Source organism: Bacteroidales bacterium (assembly GCA_018334875.1).
GTDB lineage: Bacteria > Bacteroidota > Bacteroidia > Bacteroidales > UBA12077 > JAGXLC01.
The window spans coordinates 1-4,336 of the sequence record JAGXLC010000343.1; the positions used below are offsets into that span (position 1 = coordinate 1).

Consider the following 4,336-nt stretch of genomic DNA (forward strand, 5'->3'; position numbering starts at 1 on the left):
ATTTTTAGGGCAAATTCTTTTTTTGAGAATGAAAATTCTTCAATGGGATATGAGTAGTAACTGGTTTGAGCGGTAATCCCATTTATTATTTGAATAAAGGCATGTTTTTCCCTGCCATCACTGGAAATTGATATTCCCGGAATTACACTAATTACAGATGATCCATCATTGGCAACCATTTTAAAATACCAACCTTCAAAGTAATTTTTTTTCTTTTTATTTCCTTGAAAGACAGCTGTGTTGCCTAATTTTTTTAAATCATAAAATGGGATGAATTTGTGATCGGTGTAATGTATTTCTTTTTTCATCTCTTGTGCCTGGATAGGAATAATGGTAAAGTATAAAATCTCTCCAAATAAAAATATGGTATTTGAGTGGTTATTCTCTTCATCATTGCGTCTTTTACCTATTTTCTGTTTCAAATCAGTCCTTCATCCATTTACTCAGGAATTGCCTGACTACAGAGTTCTGAATAACAGTAGCCGCTTACAGGGTTTTTCATAAAAGTACGAAATTTCATATTAACTTCATCACCATCCTATGAAATGCCCGCGAATATATGAGTTGATGACTTGTTGGGGTTTTGTTGCTTCCTCCTTTCGTTGCTTCCTTTCTTCGATATAAATTTTATCGTTTATTTTTTAATCAATTATGTTGGCCAAATGATGGTGAAATCTATGGTAAGCAAATCCCTTGCAGATGATGGGAGCCTTTCTCATAGGCCTTTTTCCGGGATGGGTATATTGGTAAAACCGGCAGTTTAGCGGGAGACCATTGGTGTTGCTGCTTTGCCTGATTGGCCTAAGATCCGGACTTTATTCCTTGATGAAGGTAAGAGCTCGAACCCCAGAGCTCCTATTGCTACCCTTTATTCATAATATTCCAGGGCTTTAGGCATGTGCTCTTCCATATTTTTTATCCGGTTATCCGGATGGGGGTGGGTAGACAGGAACTCCGGGGGGCCTGTGCCTGCCTCAGATTTCATTCTTTTCCAGAACGCAGGGGCTTCTCTCGGGTCATAGTTGGCCATGGCCATAAAATACAACCCCAGTTCATCGGCTTCACTTTCATGAGTCCTGCTGTAGGGTAGAAGATAGCCAACCTGGGCTCCCAGCCCAAATGCCGTGAGGGCCAGATTTCTCGTTTTTTCTTCTTCTTTTTCAAGGGCCTCGGTCAGTACCATACCGCCTAATTGCACGGATAGTTGCTGAGACATGCGCTCATTGCCATGGCGGGCAACGGCATGGGCTATTTCATGGGCCATTACAACGGCTACTCCGTTGTCATCCTGGCATATGGGCATAATGCCCTCATAAAAAGCAATTTTTCCTCCGGGCATGCACCAGGCATTCATAGCCTCTGATGAGAGCACATTAAATTCCCATTTGTAGCCTTTTAATTGCTCTTCCAAACCTTCCTTCCTGAAATATTCTTCTACTGCCGAGGATACCCGATCCCCCACCCTTCTTACCTGATTGATATATTGCTGATTGTCTGACAACTCGTTTTCTTTGAGTACCTGGGCATAACTGTCATTGGCCAGGGAGATCATTTGAGAGGCAGGTATAACAGTGAACTGTTTTCTTCCTGAGAGAGGTACCGTTCCACAGGAGATAAGAAACAATATTAAAGCCAGGTTGATGAATTTAAGTTTTTGCATCGTGTGTTGGTTTTTTGTTGTAAAGGTCCATCATCAGATCCATGAGTGATCGTTAAGTCAGGTATTTATATCCGTTGCCGAACTGTTTCTCCATTTCCGCCAGATCCATTCTCTATAGGTATTCCTAAAACAACGTATCCTCCATCTTGGTTCAGGTTGATTTAAATTTACCGATAAAACAGATTGATTAAAAATAAACAAATTTCCTTCCTGACCAACCAAACCTGTCTTCGGTTACATTCTGATGTATGATCTGTTGCTGCAATAAAAAATGGATGGATTTGACCCACATAACTTTGGTTTTTCGTGTTACTATATGAAGGATTATAGATTCACTAATGTTTAACCAAAAACCTATTCAATGTGAGAAACAAGATTTTGACATTCACTTTGACCCTTTTGCTGAGTTTTGTCTTTGAATGCTTACATGCTCAGCAGGGGGTGCAGGCCTCCGGTGGAGATGCCTCAGGAAGCCAGGGTTCCAAAAGTTACTCCATCGGACAGATTGTTTACCTTACCAATACCTCTGATATGGGAACGCTGGTCCATGGGCTTCAAATCCCCTATGAAATAACTGTAGTAACGGCCGTGGAAGGGTCAGATCACGTAAGGCTGACTTTTTCTGCTTATCCCAATCCCGTCTCGGATATTCTGATGTTGGTAACGGAACAGGCAGACAAGCGAGTCCTTTATTATCATCTCTACAACCTTAACGGGAAATTGGTTCAAAGCTCGAAGATTGCTTCCAGCCAGACCAGCCTTTCTATGGATGGCCTTCAGCCTGCCATCTACTTCCTTAAAGTCACGGACCATGAAAAGGTCCTGAAAACCTTTAAAATCATAAAAAAATAATTCGTTATGAAACAACTATTTACCTTTATCGTAGCTATTGTACTCATCGTACCAGCATGGGCCCAGAGCCCGCAAATGATCAGCTATCAGGCACTGATACGCGACAGCCAGGATGCACTTGTTGCGGATGCACAAATAGGCATACAGATCAGCATTCTCCAGGGGTCGGCGAATGGCGAGGTTGTCTATACCGAAACCCATAGCCCCACCACCAACGCCAATGGCCTGGTGACGCTGGAGATTGGTAATGGCACTTCTTCGGGAGATTTTTCTGACATCAATTGGGCCGAAGGAAAATATTTCATCAAAACGGAGACCGACCCGGCGGGAGGGACAGATTATACGATTACGGGCACAAGCCAACTGCTCAGTGTTCCTTATGCCCTGCATGCAGGGACAGCCGACAGTCTCTCCGGATCATTACCCGAGACCGACCCCCTTTTTAGTGCTTCGGCAGCCAGCGGAATCACCGAGTCTGATACATCGGCCTGGAACAAAAAACTGGATCAGGAGATGGACGGTGATCCGGAAAATGAGATGCAGTCCTTTTCCGTATCGGGGACCGGTGATACCCTGTTTCTTTCCAAAAGCAACTACGTAATTGTTCCCGGCATCAGCGAAGCCAATTCAGGAGGAGATGGTGGTTCCGGGGATCTGGCACCTTTGCATGAGCCGGCTTTGGAAATCCAGTTCGATGATGATCCCTACAACCACAATATGCACATTGCTTCGGACGGCGACCATTACTACACGGTCAACGGTGGTGATTATCAATACGGAAGGATCAATAAATATACTCTTGCCGGGGAGTTTGTAGCAACCTATGACATTGACCTGGATTTTCGCAGCATCATGTACAATCCCTCCGACGGGTACTTTTATGGCTGCGGCTTTGAAGCGGACTGGAACGAACGAAACATCTACAAGATTACCAGCATAGAAGAGGGTACGTTTGAGAGGCTCTATACCAACCTCTATGATTATGAACAGGCCAGCACAGCTATGAGCTCCGACGGCCAGTTCATCTATGCCTTTGATTCAGGTACCCTCAAGAAGTACCGGCTTTCCGATGGTGAACTTGTTGAAACCCTCACAGGCTTCAACCACGGATCCGGCAACTATGGAGGAGATGGTGCTGTGGCGGTGGATCCTGATTACATCTACACCTGGGATGCTTCTTCCCGCACGGTTTACGTTTATGACCATTCCGGATCCCTGCAGCAGACAATGGCATTGAAACATGGTGACAACGGCCACAGCTTATCTTTTGTGGATGGTTATCTGTTTGTTTCCGTTGATGGGGACTATTCGACCGGTACCTGGTACGGATACAACATTCGAAAACCCTTGTCACCGGCACAACCCATTAGTGTGGAAAGCACTCCCAAACAAGAGCGGGCTGGAACACGCGAGAAACCAGAGGAAGACAGTAGCCAAAAATAGAACTCCTTCTTCCCCCATTTCTCATCACAGCACCCAGTATCCTCATCCACTGGGTGCTTTTTTTTACTTATTCTAGCTGCATCACCGGCATCCTGGAGGATTTTCTTCCTCAGAGACACTGACATTGGATCCGGAAAACAGAAAAAACGAATTGAAGAAGCAAAGGTTCAAAGCAAAACGGGATCAATGAGCACAAAGTTGAAAAGGAGCAAAGAAATTTCGGTTCTTTTTTTTTGAGAATAAAAAAAGAGCCTTATATTTGCATCGCTGCAATTGGAAAATGGGCAGCGTTCTATAAATATCCGGGCGATTAGCTCAGTTGGTTCAGAGCACCTGCCTTACAAGCAGGGGGTCGATGGTTCGAATCCATCATCGCCCACA

At 44.3% G+C, this 4,336-nt stretch carries 4 protein-coding genes and 1 tRNA gene; 3 read left to right on the forward strand and 2 right to left on the reverse strand.

The genetic code is table 11. The annotated features are described in order from the left end of the window. Together KGY70_17750 and KGY70_17755 are read right to left on the reverse strand one after the other, a co-directional pair. Nucleotides 1-422, reverse strand: a 422-nt coding sequence (locus KGY70_17750) for a hypothetical protein (GenBank protein ID MBS3777047.1), incomplete at its 3' end; no start/stop codon positions are given. Nucleotides 423-868: 446 nt separating this feature from the next. Beyond that, nucleotides 869-1,660 carry a M48 family metallopeptidase gene (locus tag KGY70_17755; protein MBS3777048.1) on the reverse strand — a complete coding sequence of 264 codons (792 nt, stop codon included), beginning with the start codon at nucleotides 1,658-1,660 and terminating at the stop codon, nucleotides 869-871. A gap of 363 nt (nucleotides 1,661-2,023) precedes the next feature. On the opposite strand from KGY70_17755, the gene KGY70_17760 reads away from it, so the two are divergent. From KGY70_17760 to KGY70_17770, 3 genes are all read left to right on the forward strand, one after another. After that, nucleotides 2,024-2,512, forward strand: coding sequence for a T9SS type A sorting domain-containing protein (locus KGY70_17760; protein ID MBS3777049.1), 489 nt, complete (start codon nucleotides 2,024-2,026; stop codon nucleotides 2,510-2,512). 6 nt (nucleotides 2,513-2,518) lie between these two features. Next, nucleotides 2,519-3,955: a hypothetical protein gene (locus KGY70_17765; protein ID MBS3777050.1), complete on the forward strand. Its 1,437-nt coding sequence runs from the start codon at nucleotides 2,519-2,521 to the stop codon at nucleotides 3,953-3,955. A 304-nt stretch (nucleotides 3,956-4,259) separates the two neighbouring features. Then, nucleotides 4,260-4,334, forward strand: a tRNA-Val gene (locus tag KGY70_17770). Nucleotides 4,335-4,336: the final 2 nt, after the last annotated feature.